Genomic DNA, 18,471 nt, shown 5'->3' on the forward strand with positions numbered 1-18,471 from the left:
AAAATGGGAACATCTTTATATAGATATCCCCCAAAACAAAATAACTTTCTTTTATATAATGCCAATTTTTTTTGCTCGGGCTACCGCTTTAATTCTGCTGTTAACCTCTAACTTACCAAAAATATGGTTTACATGTGTTTTAACAGTACCAATGGTAATTCCCATAGCCAAAGAAATCTCTCCGCTTGTAAAGCCGTTACCTAACATGATGAGAACCTCTCGTTCTCTCTCTGTCAACTGTTCGGTTAGTACTTCGTGTTCTAACGCCCCCCCAGTTATCTTCCAGTATTTATCAATCCCGTCCGATACCGCTAGCACCAAATCTTCCTTGCAACAAGGTTTCATTAAAAAACGAAAAACATTGCCCATATTTACTGCCTGCATTGCAACATCTAAATCTGCAAAGCCGGTAATCATAATACGAACCATAGCAGGTGCCATTGTGCGTACAACTTGTAATAGTTCAATCCCATTCATTTCAGGCATGTACTGATCAGATACAATTACAGCAATCGACGGATCCTTCTTTATCAATTCTAAGGCATCATTTGCATTCGTTGCTGTTATGACATGAGAATATCCCTCCAACATCTTCTTATGTACCAATAGGGCAATTCCATCATCATCAACCAATAGGACTTTAGCTTTTTTCATGATAACCTCCCTATACAGCTTTCAAAAGCTATATAGTAAAAGAATTTGTATTTTTATGCATTTAGCAACATTTACTATATTACTACAATTTAGAGTTAAAATCCTGCCTCTTTCGACAGCTTTTCATATTAATAGTTGCACATTTTGTAGGTAATAGAGAGGTGTTGCCTTTTCTTGAAGGCTATTATCCAAACTCAGGTTGCCCATCTTTGTCATTGCAAGTTCCTCGGCATTCTGGAAATCTAGTGCAACCCCAGAACGCTCCATTCTTACCATTACGTAATTTCAGCACACCTTTTTTGCATCGTGGACATAGTTTCGCATTACTATCGTAATTTTTTATTGGAATTTCCTTTGCTTTTTGGCACAAAGTTGTAATAAAATTCGTTTGTTGATCAATAAAACTATTTAGCTCAGCCTTACCGTCTACCATACGATTAAAAATGATCTCCCAGATCGCTGTGGAATCTGGATAGGTCAATTCCTCAGGCAAGGTATCAATCAGCAGATAGGCCGCCTCGGTAGGATACAGATACTTCTTCTTCTCCTCTATAAAGGACCGTACTGTTAATTCCTTTATAATGGAAGCACGAGTAGCTTCTGTCCCAATTCCAGAAACATCTTTAAGATGCTTTTTGAGTTCTGGATTTTTCACGTATTTGTGAATTTCCTTCATAGCTTGCAGTAGTGTACTAGAAGTAAATCGGATTGGCGGTTTGGTTGTCTTCTTCTCAGCAGTGACACCAATAAATTCTGCGGTATCACCTTTTTTCATTGCAGGTAACGTTTTATTATCCTCATCCTCATCTTCTTTACTTTCGCCACCATAGAGTTCCTTCCAGCCCATAGTTACAATAACCCTGCCGTTAGCAATAAATGTTTCATCTGCATGTTCGATTTCTGCTCTTGTTTGATTATAAACGTGGACAGGGTAAAACTGGGCTATGTAGGCTTGTGCAATAAGAAGATAGAGATTTCGCTCAACTTCTGGTAATGCATTGATCTTACAGGGTACTTCCGTAGGAATAATCGCATGATGGGCGGTAATTTTCTTATCATTCCAAGCACGACTTTTTATTGAGATATCCGCTTTTTCTGACCATTTAATCAGATCACTATGCTGACTACCACTCAAATTCGCGAGGATGACAGCGGCATCCGCTTGTTGTGATTCAGGTAAAAAATCACAATCAGAGCGAGGGTACGATGTTAATTTTTTTTCATATAGAGCTTGGGCACCGGTTAAGACTGCTTGTGGATCATACCCATGTTTTTTCCCTGCCATAACCTGAAGAGCAGATAAGGAAAAAGGCAGTCGCTGTGGTTCCTTCTTCTCATTTGTATCACAGGAAACAACCAAAGCTTGTTCTTTGGAATCTTCTAGTTTTTTAATTAACGCTTTGGCAATTAAAGGATCAATTAAACGTCCTTCAGAGTCTCGCCCCTGTTGTTCCTCTTGTGGTTTCCATAATGCCTTAAAAGAACCATTTTCATGCTTTATATCTGCTCGGATTAAATAATAATCTGCATTCTTAAACTCTTTTATTTCTCTTTCCCGCCGCACAACAAGGGCAAGGGTAGGAGTCTTAACTCGCCCAATGGGCAGTGTAACCTCATGCCCTGCGCTTTGGGCAGCTAGGGTAAAGGCACGAGAAAGATTCATACCAACAAGCCAATCCGCACGAGAACGGGCGAGTGCAGACTGGTTCAAATTATAAAAATCTTTATTATTTCTTAGATCGGACAGAGCCTTTTTTATACTTTTCTCATCTAATGCATTCACTAGGATTCGCATGACAGGTTTTTCATTTTGAGTATAGTGAAGTACTTCATCAACTAATAGCTGCCCTTCTCTATCAGGGTCACCTGCATGAACGATCTCAGATGCTTTAGCGATTAATGTTTTAATAATCATAAACTGCTTCATACAAGAATCTGCCACTAGCAGCTTCCATTCTGTGGGGATAATTGGCAAATCAGCAGCTCGCCACTTTTTATACTTCTCATCATATTCCCCTGGTTCAGCTTGGCGGAGAATGTGACCAAATACCCACGTAACTACCCCACCACCCGTTTCGATATATCCATCTTTACGAAATAACGGACCGGGTAGACATTTTGCAAGTTCTGCTGCCATACTCGGTTTTTCAGCAATAAATAATCTCATGCTACTCTCCTGCTATCTATTAGCCCATCTACTGATAGGCTTCCTTTTCATATAATTACCCCCCGTGCCTATGGTCGGGGGGTAATTATATGACTTTTGCTTTATCCTATATTGAAAAGTTTCTAATTGTTTTTTGTAATTCTTCTGCCATATTTGCTAACGCATGACTAGAAGAGGCAATCTCTTGCATGGAGGCAGATTGTTCTTCTGTTGCAGCAGATATGCTTTGGGTTTCTCTAGACGTAGTTTTCGTAATTTCATTCATATCTTGTACTGCATTCACTATCTTTTCGTTGCTTCCAGTCATTTGTTGAATAGAGGCAGTAATTTCATGAACTTGATTCGTTACTTGTTCCACTAGTAATTCTATTTGTTTGAAGGATTCTCCTGCCCGATTGACACATCACCGCCGATAATAACTTCTCTCGTGCCATGATTCAGTGCTAATACAGCTTTATCTGTATCTTTTTATAAGAAAAGACTTAGCTTGTGCCAAGTCCTCGGACGCAGGCAGAAGCCTTAGTCGTTCTTACTTGGAATCAAGAAAGTGTTATACTTTCTGATTCCGTAAAAAATGCCTTCGCACTAGGTGCGAAGGCATCATTGCCTAAGTCTATTTACTCTACGAACAAATTTTATCAGCGTTTTTAATTTATGTCAATATTAATGGAATTTAGCCACAATTTAGCTTATCACCCTGCATACTAAAAGAATTAAAAGGTGCCATGAAAATGAATTTGCTATTTAAAAAGATATAGTATATAATTACATATGTGATTTTTATTGGGGCGTCGCCAAGCTGGTAAGGCACGGGATTCTGATTCCCGCATCCGCAGGTTCGAGTCCTGCCGCCCTAGCCATTATGACTTTAATAGCTAACCATCTTTTGTTAATTAACCCCTATACTATTTGATAGTATAGGGGTTTTATATTTATCTCGTTTTAAACCATTTGACAAACTCTTCACTCGGCAAAGGCCTTGAAAAGTAATATCCCTGTATTTCATCACATTGCAGTTTACGCAAGAAATCCAATTCTTCCTTTGTTTCTACACCTTCTGCTATGGTTTTTATTTTTAAACTTTTCCCAAGAGCAACCACCGATTCAATAATTGCCTTATTCACCGAAGCTACCGCCAATCCCCGCACAAAAGATTGATCTATTTTCAGTCGATCTAAAGGAAAGTAACGCAAGTAGCTAAGGCTTGAAAAGCCTGTACCAAAATCATCTAGCGATAAGCTAATTCCCATGGCCTTAATACTTTCTAATTGCTTAATTACAACCTCCAGTTGCCTCATTACAACACTTTCCGTTACTTCTAAATCCAAATACTTTGGCTCTATACCACTTTTTCTTATAACATCTCCAAGCATATTTAAAAAGTCCGAATCATGAAATTGAATAGCAGATATATTTACTGACATTGGAATGGGAGGTAGCCCCATTTCAATCCATCGCCCGTGTTGCCTACAAGCCTCTAATAAGATCCACTCACCAACTGGGATGATAAGACCTGTTTCTTCTAAAATAGGGATAAACTCTGCTGGAGAAACGATTTCTCCATTAGAGAGCCTCCACCGAATTAACGCTTCTACCCCAATCACTTTTTCTGTTTTACTATCAAACTGTGGTTGATAAAATAAAACAAATTCTTCCCGATCTAAGGCTCGCCGCAGATTATTTTCGAGCATAAGACGCTCCGATGCATATTCATTCATATTGGCCTCAAAAAATTCATAACCATTGCGCCCATTGTCTTTTACCTTGTGCATTGCCGTGTCCGCATTTCGGATCAAAACCTCGGGGGTATCCCCATCATCGGGGAATATGCTAATACCAATGCTAGCTGTCATCATTAACTCTAAATCACCATGGATAAGGGGTTTTTCAATAACACGCACGATTTCACGGATCAGAGCAACAATTTCCTCTTTCCGCGAAATAATCGGCAAAATAATGATGAAAGCATCACCACCAAACCGCACTGTAATACTTGTCTTTTTAGAAAATGTCTGTAACCGAAGGGCTATTTGCTTTAAGAATTCATCACCAATTTGATGACCTAAAGAATCATTGATATTTTTAAATCGATCTAAATCCATTGAAATAACGCCTACACGTTTGTTGCTATGCTTAGCATGTTCAATGTCAGTTAGTAATTGTTTTTCTAACATTTTTCGATTCGGCAGCCCAGTTAAGGTATCATGCCTATCAAGATAATGTATCCGTTCCTCTGCCGCTTTTTTTTCGCTAATATCTGTAAATGTAGCTAAATAATTTATAAGATTACCCTTACTATCCTTTATTAGGTCAATTCTTAACCATTTTAAGTAGATTGCTCCATCTTTGCGTTTTTCCCATATCTCCCCTTGCCAGCAACTGGTTTGATTAATTGAAGCCCACATATTTTGATAGAAAATACTATCATGACGACCTGATTTTAAAATACTAGGTTGCTTTCCGATTATCTCTTCAGCGGCATAGCCCGTAATGTTAGAAAAAGCTTGGTTTACGGCAACAAAGCGATTTTCTCTGTCGGTAATAGAAATTGCTTCGCCACTGCCCTCAAATATTTTAGCCCAAATGGGAAGCTGATTTCTGATCTTATTGACATCATTAACATCAGCTGACATATTGGAATCCCTTTCTTGCACTAAAATCATAATAAATTCCGCTGCAAGTCTAGCTACTACATTAGCAATTTGACTTGGACCCTCAACGGCAATTTTACCGATTACCGTTTCCTCGATCCGAAGGATTATTCTCTCTATAGTCCTACTATTAGAACTATTAATTTGTTCCTTTTCACTATCTAGCGTATGGGATTTGCACCTTAAATTATTTTGAGACAGAGTGCTACAAGTTTCTGTCTTAGCGAGAATTCTATCTTTAGTATCCCAAATTGTTACAGGAAGGCCACTTATATCATAGAGTAACGTTGCAATTTTTTTGGCAACGCTATTGCTCAACTTCAGGTGCAAAATAATTCCCCCTCTTTATATCCGGCTCTATCTTTATATAAAAACTTTTGCTATACTCGTAATTACAAGATCTATACTTCGCCAAGATACTACATTATTCCTACATAAAGGAGTTTTATCTATGCAAACCCCAACTCCACCAACAAAACCTATCCCCCCCACTCCCCCTACTATGGAGGTAAAACCTTCATCAATTATTGGGGGTGATACAGCAACTTCTCCTGCTACTTCTACAAGCCCAGCGAAATCAGAAACTACGAAAGCAGCCCAGGATGCTAAAAAGGTAGATGGGATACCACAAAGTTCCCCAACGAAAGCATCTACTATGGAAAAAGCAGCCTCCCCTCCGAACCAAACTACAACTGCTCCACCACTTTTAGGCACTTATAATGAAACCACAACTGCAACTACTGCAGCATCGGATATTACACCAGCCCCTAAGAATAAACCAACATCGGTTTTTGGCTTTGGATTGGTTTTTACCCTTGTTCTACTTTTTGCTTTATCTTTTGTAGCTCTTCATTTGTGGAACAACAAGAAAAAGAAGGAACGCACTATCCTTGATTATTCAGAAAGTAACGAGAAAGAACTCTTAGACCTAATGAATTCTGCTGAGGATACTGCTACTCCCCCCTTATCTGTCGCTATGGTAAAAAATAAGAAAACAGCTTCCTCTTCTAAAATCAAAGGCAATTTTGAAGTTAGGATCTAATTCTTCAAGTTTTCTAATAAAAACACAAATATAAGAAAAGACTTGGCTTAGGCCAAGTCCTCAGACGCAGGTAGAAGCCTTAGTCGTTCTTACTTGGAATCAAGGAAGTGTTATACTTTCTGATTCCGCAAAAAAAGATAAACTTTCTTAGCAAATCCTTACTAAGAAAGTTTATCTTTTTTGTTAAAATTCTTTTACAAAAGAAACATCATTGTTGACTTCATCAAAACTTTTGATAATTTTGTCTGCATAAGACAAATCTTGCTTCCCTGAATTCGGATTATAAAAAGCAATACACTTCATACCAGCTGTTTTAGCTGCTAGAACTCCATTTCTAGAATCCTCAAAAACCAAACATTCCTCCGGGAGAACGCCTAATAATTCAGCTGCCCGCAAAAAGATGTCAGGAGCAGGTTTACCCTTTTCAACTTCTTGTCCGCTAACCTTTTCGGCAAAACAATCGCTTAATGAGAACATATCCAAAACAATATGAATTTGTTTCTTAGGTGAGGAAGAAGCCAAGGCTAATTTGATGTTTTCCTCGTAGAGCTTTTTCACTAAGATATCAACGCCAGAGATGGGCTTTTCATCTTTTTCCGACAGTAAAAATTCAACGCATTTATCTTCATACTCTTGAAGCAAAGTATTGATATCACCTTCAATTTTGTACTTTTCTTTAAGTTTGGAGAACATATGAAGATTTGTAGTACCTATGAAAGTATCATATTCTTCATCGGAAATGGTAAATCCAAATTTAGTTTTTGTATAATTCATAAAAATCTTATAGTGCAATGGCTCACTATCGATAATGACACCATCCATATCAAAAATAACGGCTTTGATCATAACGATTCCTCCTCTATATAAGAAAATCGGGAAGGCTACCTTCACCTATTAGCCTAAGCTCAGTATCTATTTTATTATAAGCATAGGTTAAATGAAATGGCGGAGCGTTAATAATATAGATACTGTGCGGACTACCTAAAAAACATCTACTCTCTGATTCTACAAAGAGACTTGGCATTTACCAAGTCTCTTTGTAATCAGAACCCTCATCCTGATGATTGACTATTTAATTACATCAACGCCCATATAAGAACGCAGTACTTCAGGTACAATAACAGAGCCATCAGGTTGTTGGTTGTTTTCCAAAATAGCGGCTACAGTGCGGCCAATCGCTAGGCCTGAGCCATTTAACGTATGTACAAATTCTGGTTTTCCTTTAGCCTCACGGCGGAATTTTATATCAGCGCGACGGCCTTGGAAATCCTCAAAATTCGAACAGGATGAAATTTCTCGGTAGGTATTAAAACTAGGCAACCATACTTCAATATCGTAGGTTTTCGCAGAAGAGAAACCCATATCACCACTACATAAGGCGACTGTACGATAAGGCAATCCTAGCAATTCCAAGATACGTTCTGCATTACGAGTCAACTTTTCTAGCTCATCATAAGAGTTCTCCGGTAAAGTCAACTTCACCATCTCTACTTTATTAAACTGATGCTGACGAATTAAACCACGAGTATCCCGGCCAGCAGCTCCTGCTTCGGCACGGAAACAGGCACTATAAGCCGTATAATATAAAGGTAAATCTTTGACATCTAAGATTTCTCCTCGATGATAATTAGTGATTGGTACTTCTGCAGTAGGAATCAAATAATAATCGAGTCCCTCCAACTTAAACATATCTTCACTAAACTTAGGCAATTGCCCGGTTCCTGTCATACTCTCTTTATTTGCAATAAATGGAGGGAAAAATTCCGTATAGCCGTGCTCACCAGTGTGAATATCAAGCATAAAATTAATCAGAGAACGTTCTAACCGAGCTCCTAGTCCCCGATAAAAAGTGAATCGTGTTCCAGTGACTTTGCCACCCCGTTCAAAATCAAGAATATTGAGTTTCTCGCCAATTTCCCAGTGAGCCAGTGGCGGTTTTTCAAACGTAGTAGGAGTTCCCCAATTACGCACCTCGATATTGTCCTGCTCATCCTTTCCAATAGGTACTGAATGATGAGGTATATTAGGGATGTTCATAATAATAGCTTGCAGTTTTCCCTCTACTTCCTTAACCTTACCATCGAATTCACCGATCTGATCGCCGACTAAACGCATTTGGGATACTAAACTTTCCGCATCTTCCTTGGCCTTTTTAAGACGACTAATTTCAAGAGATACAGTGTTTCGTTTATTTTTAAGTGCCTCTACCTGACCTAACAATTCACGACGCTCTTTTTCCAAAACTAAGAACTCATCTAAACTGAGATTCATGCCGCGCTTTACTAAGGCTTGTTGTACTTCTTCTGTATTGTCCCTGACAAATTTAATATCAAGCATGCTTTAAACCCTCCTATTTATACTAAGAAAACTCTATCGTTTTTTAACATAGATTGTTTGGAATGTACATTTCCCTTTTGGGATGATACATAAATAATAACAAAAAACTCCCGCCTGCTATTCAGGAACGAGAGTATCTTTCCCGCATAAGCGCTGTTATACGGTACATAACGGCATAAATCTGCTCTTATACATAAATAGCTTATACCATTATATTCTACAATATTCACCATTTATTGTAAAGCATCTCTAATGAATAATGGTTAGGTGCTTATAACAGCGTTCAACCCTAGATCGCCATTGCACTCTCTAATAAAATCAATGAAAACATTACTAATACTAGGATCAAATTGCTTACCTGCACAACTTTCAATCTCGATTAGAGCTTCTTCCACACTATGAGGTTCACAATAACATCGTAAGCTAGTCATAGCATCATATGCATCACAAATGGTCAGCATACGGCTAATCCATGGAATGTTTTCCCCCTGTAGGCCACTCGGATACCCTTTTCCATCGTATCGTTCGTGATGATGACGCACAATCTCTGCCAAGGTGGCAAATTCCTCTACTTCCTTCAAAATATCTGCGCCTTTACTTGGATGGCGCTTAATTACTTCATATTCTACATCCGTTAGGCGACTTGGCTTATTTAGAATCTCTTCTGAAATTCCAATTTTACCTACATCATGTACTATGCCTGCTAAATATGCCATAGTGACTTCACTTGCAGGAAGCTTCATATATTCTGTTAATCCAACAATGAGAGCAGCAACATTTTCACTATGCTGCATAGTATACAGATCTCTTACGCCAATGGCTTTACAAAATGCCTTTATAATATTCATATTCACGACATTTAATTTATTTTCAAACATTTTAAATTTGTCTATCATAATATAATTTCCTACAGCAAACTCAGGCAGACCATTCTCATCTCGCAATAAAAAGGTACTTACTAAAAACCATTTCCCCTCTTGGCTAGGCATATTTAAATACACCTCGCAAGCACTAAATTGCTCTCCAGTATCCATTGTCTCAATTAAAGGCCCTTGGTAGCTACCACAACTCTTTTTCTTATTACCATTATAAAAAATGTCTAGTATTGATTTATTGATAAACTCTTCTTCACTGATATGCCACATATTGCACAATGCATCATTTATAAATACAGATTTAAATTCATTATTAATGACTAAAACGCCGTGCAGTAACCCCTTATCTATTATCTCTGCTACACGATAGCGAACGTCTTTTTTCATCTGTGGCAAACTCCTCTTACAGCATTTTTCACTACTCACCTACACAAACAGCTCACTATTATAAGATAGACCCCTACAACATAACTTTTCTTCATCTACATATTGAAATTCCATGCTTTTTTTATATTTCCTGCATAATATCCCACTTTTTTACATATGAAAAAGTAAAACGGTATTGGAACTGAAGGAGTGATGCAATGTCCTCTCATCAACTCATGCGGATCGCTAGGATTTCGGCTACCTATGCTGGTACTATCATGGGTGCTGGCTTTGCCTCTGGGCAAGAGCTCACCCAGTTTTTTGTTGTTTATGGCAATATGGGATTAGTAGGTTTATTAGTAACATGCTGTTTGTTCGCGTTGCTGGGCAGTACACTTTTGGAAATCAGTTACTCAATCAGAGCTACAAGTTATCATCATATATTATATTATGTCTGCGGCAAGAAAATTGGTACCGCATTAGATCTTTTCGTAACAGTTTTTCTCTTCGGTGTACTTACCATTATGCTAGCAGCGGCTGGCACCTTATTCCGAGATACTCTGACTATATCTTATAGCCTCGGAGCAAGTCTTATGGCCCTTTGTCTCGCCATTACAACCCTATACGGACTTACTGGAATAACGAATGCTAATCTTATTATCACTCCACTACTAGCCATTATCACAATCTACATTGGAATTTACTCACTCTCTTATCACGAATGGGATATAGCACTCGCCCAAGCACCACCTGGAGTAGCAAATTTGCCTGCTTCAAACTGGCTGATTTCTAGCCTACTTTATCTTTCCTATAACCTGGTGATGAGTGCCACTCTATTAGCACCTTTAGGATCCCGCATTTCTGAGCGTTCTATCCGTATTGCTGGCAGCATTGCTGGCAGTATCTTATTATTGTCACTAGCAGGTCTGATTACAGTAGTCGTTCTCGTTCACTATCCCTTATCCTTAGATTATGAAATACCGATGCTCTATATCGCTGAGTCTCAGCATACACTACACCATATGGCTTATATTTTTATCTTCGCGGCTGCTATGTATACCACGGGTCTGGCAAGCCTATATGGCTGTATAACTAAACTGACTGCTGCCACCAGACTATCTACAACAGTCAGCTTACTACTTATAATTTTACTTGCTCTACTGCTCAGTCATATTGGTTTTACTGCCCTTATTGCTATTATTTTCCCTCTTTTTGGTTATACAACCTTATGGTTTACTTGTCGATTGCTTTATTTATCTTTCTTTCCCAAATAAGAAATGGCACTTAATACCGCTACCAAGCCCTCACCAGTAGCCTTAGCAATTTGCCATGGTTTTCCCGTGCAGTCCCCTGCTGCAAAAACTCCTGGTATGCTTGTTGACATATCACGATTCACTTTAATCACTTCACCTTCTAATGCAAGGCCTGGCAGTACATTTTCTACAGGGTCAGACATCCGAATAATAAATACGCCATGAACAGATAATTCTTCTTTATTCACTTGTAGTTTTTGTACTACTACATCTCCTATAATTGCCTCCGGCTTTTCATTCACTAATTTGATCCCTGAACGCAAAGTAGGTGCTTCCTTATATTGAGGTAAGTAGTATACAGTGCGACATAATTCGCTTAAATATTCTGCCTCATGTTCCCCCTCTGCCGTATAAGATATCACAGCTACATCTTTCCCCTTATACATCATGCCATCACAAGTAGCACAATAACTTACACCCTTCCCTAAAAATTCTTTTTCACCTTGGAATATAGTAGTGGCAACTACCCCGGTAGCAATAATTACACTTCGCGCTTGATAAGTTGCCTTTGGTGATACCAAGGTAAACCTACCTTCTCCAGGGAAAATATTAACGACTTTTTCTTTAATAATCGTTGGGTTATGAGCGGAACAATGAGCCAGAAATTGCTGCATCATCCCTTGTCCAGTAATTTGGGGTACTCCTAAATAATTATCTACAATATGGGCTTTTTGTAGTTTTAGACTGAAATCCATATGCTCAAATATGGCAACACTTTTATTGCGAATTCTTCCAGTAAGCGCAGCGGATAATCCCGCCGGACCTCCGCCAATTATGGCAATATCAAAAATTTCACTAGACATTTGCTATTCCTCCTGCATTTTTTTAAAATTCCCCTCTTAAATCCTTATAGAAATCTAGATGAAAGGTTGTGATAGTATGTATAATTATAAACTTATGCGCCTTGAATACAGACCTTTGTTCTACTTAATGTTTATTGGTGGAATATGTACAGGAAGCCTTGTTGGTCTAACCTTTGGCCTGCTAGATAGAAGTTCCTTTGGCATATTATGTGGTGCTTTCATTACATTACTAGCTGGTCTAGCTTCCGGCATACTTGGTCTCATCTATACGGCTGTTTTTAATACACTAGCGCCTGCTATTGGTGGCATCTCTATTCATATAACGCCTTCACCCGCCCCTGAAACTAAACCCAAAATAGATATGCCAACTTAACATTCTTATATTATTTGGCCAAATTGTATATAGATGAAAAGCGGGATACAGGTTACCCTGTACTCCCGCTTTTTTGTTTTTCTTTTTATAGTCTACCCATTTTTTTGTTGAAAATTCAACATAAATTGTTCTAATGCACGGCAGCCTTCTACTGTCATTGCATTGTATATGGATGCTCGTAATCCACCAACTGAACGGTGCCCTTTAAGGCCTATGAGGCCAGCCTTTTCTGCTTGGCTTGCAAAGTTTTTTTCCAGTTCTTCACTGGGCAGACGGAAGGTAATATTCATTAAAGAGCGACTGTCTTTTTGCGCATGACCTCGGTAATAACCGCCACTTTGATCTATGGCATTATAGATCAGACTGGCTTTTTCTACATTGCGTTTCTCAATTCCTGCTAAGCCGCCTTGTCCTTTTAGCCATTGCAATACTAAATTGAGTATGTATACAGAAAAAGCAGGTGGTGTATTATACAAGGAATCATTCTTAGCGTGTGTTTCATAACGCATCATCGTAGGGATATCCTTTGGATTATTCTCCAACAACTCCTTGTGCGCAATAACAACTGTTACCCCTGAAGGCCCTAAATTCTTTTGGGCTCCGGCATAAATCAGCGAAAATTTTTCCGCATCAAAAGGTCTATTTAAGATATCAGAGGACATATCGGCAATCAGAGGTACTTTCCCAAAGGAAGGAAACTCCTGCCACTGGGTACCAAAAATCGTATTGTTTGAGGTAATATGAACATAGGCTGGGTTTTCACTTAATTGAATTTCGCCCTTTTGGGGGATACGTTTATAATTGTCTTCCGCAGTAGTCGCCGCTATGTGTGTGCTACCAAACAGTTTGGCTTCTTTAAGAGCCTTTTCGGACCAAGCTCCTGTTAAGATATAGTCTGCAGTGCGCCCTGCTGGCAAAAAATTCATCGGTATCATCGCAAATTGAGTACTAGCTCCTCCTTGGAGGAATAGAACTCGGTAATTATCACCGAGTCCTAATAGTTCTTTTAGCGTTGCTTCCGCTTCCCGATTGACCGCTTCATAGGCTTTGGAACGATGACTCGTCTCGAGCATAGACATACCAGTTTCCTGATAGTTTAAAAATTCGGCTTGAGCTTGTTTTAATACTTCTATCGGCAATGCCGCTGGACCCGCATTAAAATTAAAAACACGATGAGTCAATTTAATTCCTCCCATTTAATAAATGTACTACAATAGCATCCCTAAGTTTTGGTTCAAACCAAGTGGACTTAGGTGGCATAATTTGTCCTGAATCCGCAATTGCCATTAATTCTTTGGTAGACGTTGGGAACATAGAGAAAGCAACCGCATACTCACCACTGTCTACTAACCGTTCTAATTCCGCCATACCGCGAATACCACCTACAAAATCAATACGTTTATCCGTCCGAAGATTGCCAATTCCAAGAATAGGTGCTAAAAGATTGTTTTGTAAGATGCTTACATCTAACTTATCTACAGGATCATTCTCATCATAGGTACCTGGATTGGCTACTAATTTATACCAGGCCTTGTTAATGTACATGCCAAAGTAATGAGGGTACTCTGCCTTACACGATATTCGAGTGCATGGGTTAATGGTAAACTTTTCTTGAATTTTTTCTAATAGCTCCTGCTCGGTTAAGCCGTTTAAATCTTTTACCACTCGATTGTAATCCATAATCTTCGTCATTGTATGAGGAATGATTACAGCAAGGAATTTAGCATATTCCTCTTCGCCTGTATGCTCCGGATTTTTTTCTTTATAGGTATCATATACCCTTGCTGCAGCAGCCGAACGATGATGGCCATCAGCAATGTATAAAGTCCCAATGCGAGCAAAGGCTTGCTCAATGGCTTTAATCTTAGTTGCATCATCCACAACATATAAGGTATGACGAATTTCATCCTCTGTCTGGAAATCATAAACTGGCTGTTTCGTCATACATTGAGCTAGTACAGCATTAATATGATCATCTGCTTTGTAAGTAACAAATACCGCTCCTGTTTGAGCCTCTGTCGCCATTATATTATTCACTCGATCTTGCTCTTTATCTGGGCGAGTTAATTCATGTTTCTTAATAATGTTATTTTTATATTCTTCTACCGATAAAGCAGCCACTAATCCTACCTGATTGTGAGAGCCCATCTGTTGTTTGTAAATGTAAAAACACGGTTTTTCATCTTGCACCAAAACACCTTTTGCAATAAAATCTTTAAGATTTTCAGCCGCCTTTTCATATACGACTTCCGAATATGGACTAACGTCAGGCGCAAGATCTACCTCGGATTTTGTAACACGCAAAAAACTATATTCATTTTTTGTGGTAATCGCTCTTGCCTCATTCGAATCCATTACATCATAGGGCAAAGAAACAACTTTATCTGCCAGTTCTGGTACCGGTCTTAGTCCACAAAAAGGTTTTACAATTGCCATAATTTTTTTCCTCCTATACTACACAAAAATTAATCATTTTCGCCCCCAATATTCCATCCACTGCTTTTATCTTTAACATAACGGCTGCTGGAACATCGGAGTCTACACCCATAACCATAATATTTGTTCCTTTTTCCTCAGTACGCCCCACTTGCATACTATGAATATTAATTCCATCGCTTCCCAAAATCGTGCCAACATGTCCGATGATGCCTGGACGATTCAAATGAAGACCGACAATTAACCATCCTTGTGGATCCACATCGACTCGGTATCCATCGATCATAACAATACGTCCTTCTTGATGACCGAATAAAGTCCCCGCCACAACATGAGTTTTTTTGTCTGTATGAACTCTTACCGTAATCAAATTGGCAAAATTAGCTGTCTCTTTGCTTTTTACTTCCCGTACCTTAATACCGCGAGATTTAGCAACACCTGGAGCATTCACATAATTAATATGTTCCGTCAAAATGGAGTTTAGCAAGCCTTTTATCATTGCTGTTGTCAGCATTTTCGTGTCTACTTCGCTAATCTCTCCATTGTATTCTACATCGACTGCTGTAATACGGCCTTCTGCTAAATTAATAGCCAAGCAACCCATCTTTTCCGCCAAATTAAAATAAGGGCGAATGACTTCCAACACATGCGACTGAATTGGTGCCATATTAACTGCTGTTGCGATAGGTTCCCCTTTTAATGCAGCGATAATACCTTTTGCTACGTCTACAGCTACACCAACTTGGGCTTCTGCAGTAGACGCTCCTAAATGGGGTGTTACAATCACCTTGTCTAGTTTAAGCAATGGATTTTCTGGATCAACGGGCTCTTTTTCAAACACATCAATTGCCGCCCCTGCTACAATACCTTCTTCCACAGCTTTAGCTAAATCTCCTTCATGGATAACGCCGCCACGAGCACAGTTTACAATCCGTACTCCAGGTTTCATTTTGGCAAAACTTTCCTTATTTAAAAGATACTTTGTTTCTGATGTAAAGGGTAAATGTAGGGTAATAAAATCAGCAACTGGGAAAATTTCTTCCAACTCCAATAACTGAATACCCATGGCAGTCGCCTGATTTGCACTGACGAATGGATCATAGGCTACAACATTCATCTCCATAGCCAAAGCTCTTTTGGCTACACCCGTACCTATACGTCCTAAGCCAAGAATACCCAGTGTTTTGCCACGCATTTCAACACCCATTAATTTGCTGCGCATCCATTGTCCGTCCTTCATGCTAGCGTGAGCTTGGGGGACATTGCGGGCTAGGGCGAGCATCATAGCCATTGTATGCTCTGTTGCTGCTACCGTATTGCCTTCAGGAGCGTTGAGTACTACAATGCCTTTCTGAGTTGCTGCTTCTACATCTATGTTGTCAACACCTACTCCAGCACGACCAATCACTTTCAAGTTAGCAGCTGCCTCAATCACTGCTTTAGTAACCTTGGTCTCACTGCGTACAACTAAAGCATCATATTCGGGAATAATGCGAATTAATTCCTCTATCGGTAGTTTTATTTTAACATCTACCTCATATTCCTTTTGTAATAACTCTACACCTTGGGCTGAAACTGGATCACTCACTAATATTTTCATTCTATACCCCTCCATAATTTATGAATTTAAATTTAACTATTTTCAACGTTGAAACAGAAAGCATTTCGTCTTAAAAAGAAATAAAAAAATCCCTCATCCCATAACAGGGACGAGAGATATTCCCGCGTTGCCACCCAAATTGCCATAACAGCCAACTCTAATCGCTATATCGGGCGACACCCGTCACAATTCATCATTAGCCACTCCAGGGCGGAACCATTTGCCAAAATGACCGACTTCCACCACCCGTCGGTTCTCTGTACATTCTGCACACTTAGCTTCCCTTTCATCATGTTCAACTATCAATTTAAACATATTATATTTTATCACTCGATTAAAGTCAAGTGTATTTTTACAGAAAACATTTCTTTCAAATAGTATCTTTTTTCTTGTTTTACACAAGCTAACTGTTAAGCAAAAAGACGAAACCAAATCAAAAAGTTAATTGGTCTTTATTGACAGGGCAATGGGTTTTAAGTCAGAATAGAAGAACATAGTATTTATCATTTAGTAAAAATCCGTGGGAGGTTTATTCATGATTACAGAAATATCCTATAACGAGCACGCTAAGGAAGTTACCGAAATACTAAGCAAAGGAGCCTTTTTAACTACTATAGTCGACGGAAAGGTTAATACTATGACAATCGCATGGGGTAGTATTGGCTTCATGTGGGGCAAACCTGTTTTTACGGCAATGGTAAGGCCGTCTCGCTATACCTATGATTGTCTCGAAAAAAGCCAGGAATTTACCGTCAGCATCCCTTTTAGAGATATGAGCGCAGCATTAGGAGTCGCAGGTTCTAAGTCCGGCAGAGATCTAGATAAGTTAGCATCTGCTAATTTAAAGACTATTCCTGGCAAAAAAATATCTACTCCTGTAATTGCAAATTGCGGTTTACACTACGAATGCAAAGTAGTGTATAAACAAGAAATGTTACAGGATCAACTAGCCGCTGACTTAAACGAAAAATGGTATCCTACTGGCAACTACCATACCCTTTATTTCGGTGAAATTTTGGCTACCTACTTAGACGAAAAGTAAATCGCTAAAAATTTTTCTGACCTTGAAAGTAAATATACATCAAAAGTAGGCTTGGCGAGTGCTCGTCAAGCCTACTTTTTTTTACGTAACTCTTATCCTTGTTGTTTTGCAGGTATTTTTGCTTTCGCTGCTGCTCGCATATCCTGCCAAACGTCACGAGCTAAATCGGCAATCCGTTTTTCCTCTCTAGCTTGTGGGCTACTCACAACCTTACTAAGATATAATAATGCCTTCTCATTTGCTCCCGCTCGCCTTAACAATTCCGCCGCAAGATACGTAATCGTTAACTCCGACATAGGGCCAACTGGCATACTTTCCTGTGCCAAGGTTTTCTCATAATATTCAGCAGCCTTTGCCAAGATGACTCTTTCTTCCTCTTCTTGCCCAGCTTCTCGGTACAGCCACCCTAATCTTAAATGCAGACCAGCCAATCGACTAGCAGGACTTGCAGCCAATTCTGCACACAGAATCGCTAATTGATAACTAACAACTGCCTGTTCTCTAGTTCTAGTACCACTTAAATCAATGCTTACATTTCTTTCTGAAAAAAATTTTTGGATTCGTTCTGCTGCCGCAGGTACAATCTCATCAAAATAAGTGTCTTGTGCCGCATAGCTACAATGAGGACAAAACCAAACTGCATAATAATAAGGATTTACATTCTTATACTGACAGCAAAAGTCAGTGTCTTGTTTAATCATATCTAATCGTGAGCGTACACGTGTTACTTTGATTTTTTTTTCGCAAATAGGGCAGTCCTTTTCTACTGTAAATAAAGCATCTAACAAGATTTTTCACTCCATATTCTGTCA

Annotated in this window: 17 protein-coding genes and 1 tRNA gene; 5 read left to right on the forward strand and 13 right to left on the reverse strand. The window is 39.0% G+C overall.

Annotated elements, in window-relative coordinates; genetic code table 11:
• Window positions 1–51 precede the first annotated feature (51 nt).
• From UFO1_RS21630 to UFO1_RS21640, 3 genes are all read right to left on the reverse strand, one after another.
• Entirely contained in the window at window positions 52–654 is a 603-nt protein-coding gene (locus tag UFO1_RS21630; RefSeq protein ID WP_038674144.1) for a DNA-binding response regulator, read from the reverse strand.
• Window positions 655–838: 184 nt separating this feature from the next.
• The gene (locus UFO1_RS21635) at window positions 839–2,821 is read right to left on the reverse strand and encodes a DNA topoisomerase 3 (protein ID WP_038674145.1); all 1,983 of its coding nucleotides are present in this window, start codon (window positions 2,819–2,821) and stop codon (window positions 839–841) included.
• A 106-nt stretch (window positions 2,822–2,927) separates the two neighbouring features.
• Window positions 2,928–3,179, reverse strand: coding sequence for a methyl-accepting chemotaxis protein (locus UFO1_RS21640; protein ID WP_038674146.1), 252 nt, complete (start codon window positions 3,177–3,179; stop codon window positions 2,928–2,930).
• A 426-nt stretch (window positions 3,180–3,605) separates the two neighbouring features.
• Here UFO1_RS21640 and UFO1_RS21645 point away from each other — a divergent pair.
• A tRNA-Gln gene (locus tag UFO1_RS21645) sits at window positions 3,606–3,681 on the forward strand.
• Between the two features lie 72 nt (window positions 3,682–3,753).
• Here the strand turns inward: UFO1_RS21645 and UFO1_RS21650 are convergent.
• Window positions 3,754–5,802, reverse strand: a complete 2,049-nt coding sequence (locus UFO1_RS21650; RefSeq protein WP_038674147.1) for a bifunctional diguanylate cyclase/phosphodiesterase — start codon at window positions 5,800–5,802, stop codon at window positions 3,754–3,756.
• Window positions 5,803–5,923: 121 nt separating this feature from the next.
• On the opposite strand from UFO1_RS21650, the gene UFO1_RS21655 reads away from it, so the two are divergent.
• Window positions 5,924–6,514, forward strand: a complete 591-nt coding sequence (locus UFO1_RS21655; RefSeq protein ID WP_038674149.1) for a hypothetical protein — start codon at window positions 5,924–5,926, stop codon at window positions 6,512–6,514.
• Between the two features lie 183 nt (window positions 6,515–6,697).
• Here UFO1_RS21655 and UFO1_RS21660 read toward each other — a convergent pair whose 3' ends face one another.
• The 3 genes from UFO1_RS21660 to UFO1_RS21670 form a co-directional block, all read right to left on the reverse strand.
• A complete protein-coding gene (locus tag UFO1_RS21660; RefSeq protein WP_038674151.1) occupies window positions 6,698–7,360 on the reverse strand; it encodes an HAD family phosphatase in 663 nt (220 codons plus the stop codon).
• 222 nt (window positions 7,361–7,582) lie between these two features.
• Window positions 7,583–8,851, reverse strand: a complete 1,269-nt coding sequence (gene serS / locus UFO1_RS21665) for a serine--tRNA ligase (RefSeq protein ID WP_038674152.1) — start codon at window positions 8,849–8,851, stop codon at window positions 7,583–7,585.
• Window positions 8,852–9,114: 263 nt separating this feature from the next.
• Window positions 9,115–10,113 (reverse strand): HD-GYP domain-containing protein, encoded by a 999-nt coding sequence (locus tag UFO1_RS21670; protein WP_038674153.1) that lies wholly within the window; start codon window positions 10,111–10,113, stop codon window positions 9,115–9,117.
• 197 nt (window positions 10,114–10,310) lie between these two features.
• On the opposite strand from UFO1_RS21670, the gene UFO1_RS21675 reads away from it, so the two are divergent.
• Window positions 10,311–11,366 (forward strand): hypothetical protein, encoded by a 1,056-nt coding sequence (locus UFO1_RS21675; protein ID WP_038674155.1) that lies wholly within the window; start codon window positions 10,311–10,313, stop codon window positions 11,364–11,366.
• Here the strand turns inward: UFO1_RS21675 and UFO1_RS21680 are convergent.
• Entirely contained in the window at window positions 11,342–12,208 is an 867-nt protein-coding gene (locus UFO1_RS21680) for an NAD(P)/FAD-dependent oxidoreductase (protein ID WP_038674156.1), read from the reverse strand. The genes UFO1_RS21675 and UFO1_RS21680 overlap by 25 nt on opposite strands.
• Before the next feature lie 76 nt (window positions 12,209–12,284).
• Here UFO1_RS21680 and UFO1_RS21685 point away from each other — a divergent pair, with 76 nt between their 5' ends.
• On the forward strand, window positions 12,285–12,581 hold the full coding sequence (locus UFO1_RS21685) for a hypothetical protein (RefSeq protein WP_038674157.1): 297 nt from the start codon (window positions 12,285–12,287) through the stop codon (window positions 12,579–12,581).
• 92 nt (window positions 12,582–12,673) lie between these two features.
• On the opposite strand, the gene serC is transcribed toward UFO1_RS21685, so the two are convergent.
• The 4 genes from serC to UFO1_RS26085 all read right to left on the reverse strand — a co-directional run bounded on the left by serC (window position 12,674) and on the right by UFO1_RS26085 (window position 16,932).
• Window positions 12,674–13,762 carry a 3-phosphoserine/phosphohydroxythreonine transaminase gene (serC, locus tag UFO1_RS21690; protein WP_144390911.1) on the reverse strand — a complete coding sequence of 363 codons (1,089 nt, stop codon included), beginning with the start codon at window positions 13,760–13,762 and terminating at the stop codon, window positions 12,674–12,676.
• 1 nt (window position 13,763) lies between these two features.
• Window positions 13,764–15,017 carry a DUF1015 domain-containing protein gene (locus tag UFO1_RS21695; protein WP_038674159.1) on the reverse strand — a complete coding sequence of 418 codons (1,254 nt, stop codon included), beginning with the start codon at window positions 15,015–15,017 and terminating at the stop codon, window positions 13,764–13,766.
• 13 nt (window positions 15,018–15,030) lie between these two features.
• Window positions 15,031–16,617, reverse strand: a complete 1,587-nt coding sequence (gene serA, locus UFO1_RS21700) for a phosphoglycerate dehydrogenase (protein ID WP_038674161.1) — start codon at window positions 16,615–16,617, stop codon at window positions 15,031–15,033.
• Window positions 16,618–16,800: 183 nt separating this feature from the next.
• Window positions 16,801–16,932 (reverse strand): hypothetical protein, encoded by a 132-nt coding sequence (locus tag UFO1_RS26085; RefSeq protein WP_256380529.1) that lies wholly within the window; start codon window positions 16,930–16,932, stop codon window positions 16,801–16,803.
• Window positions 16,933–17,152: 220 nt separating this feature from the next.
• On the opposite strand from UFO1_RS26085, the gene UFO1_RS21705 reads away from it, so the two are divergent.
• The gene (locus UFO1_RS21705) at window positions 17,153–17,659 is read left to right on the forward strand and encodes a flavin reductase family protein (protein WP_038674162.1); all 507 of its coding nucleotides are present in this window, start codon (window positions 17,153–17,155) and stop codon (window positions 17,657–17,659) included.
• 92 nt (window positions 17,660–17,751) lie between these two features.
• Here UFO1_RS21705 and UFO1_RS21710 read toward each other — a convergent pair whose 3' ends face one another.
• On the reverse strand, window positions 17,752–18,447 hold the full coding sequence (locus UFO1_RS21710) for a DUF2225 domain-containing protein (protein WP_038674163.1): 696 nt from the start codon (window positions 18,445–18,447) through the stop codon (window positions 17,752–17,754).
• Window positions 18,448–18,471: the final 24 nt, after the last annotated feature.

The sequence above is a fragment of the Pelosinus sp. UFO1 genome, assembly GCF_000725345.1.
Taxonomy (GTDB): domain Bacteria; phylum Bacillota; class Negativicutes; order DSM-13327; family DSM-13327; genus Pelosinus.